Raw genomic sequence first — 289 nt, forward strand, 5'->3', positions numbered from 1 at the left:
GGCGCACGGCGGCATCGCGTGATTACCGACGCCGTGCATGCGCACGACGGCAAGATCGCGCTGCAGATCCTGCACACGGGCCGCTACGGCTATCACCCGTTCGCGGTCGCGCCGTCGAAGATCAAGTCGCCGATCTCGCCGTTCGCGCCGCACGAACTGAGCGCGCGCGGCGTCGAGCGGCAGATCCGCGCGTTCGTCCGCTGCGCACAGCTCGCACGCGAGGCCGGCTACGACGGCGTCGAGATCATGGGCTCCGAAGGCTATCTGATCAATCAGTTCATCTCGATGC

The 289-nt window shown here is 67.1% G+C and carries 1 pseudogene; it reads left to right on the top strand.

Annotated elements, in window-relative coordinates:
• Window positions 1-289: pseudogene (gene fadH, locus SB751_RS29520) on the top strand (NADPH-dependent 2,4-dienoyl-CoA reductase); the annotation flags it as partial.

Origin of the sequence: Cupriavidus sp. SIMBA_020, from assembly GCF_046535395.1 — a bacterium.
Lineage (GTDB): Bacteria > Pseudomonadota > Gammaproteobacteria > Burkholderiales > Burkholderiaceae > Cupriavidus > Cupriavidus campinensis.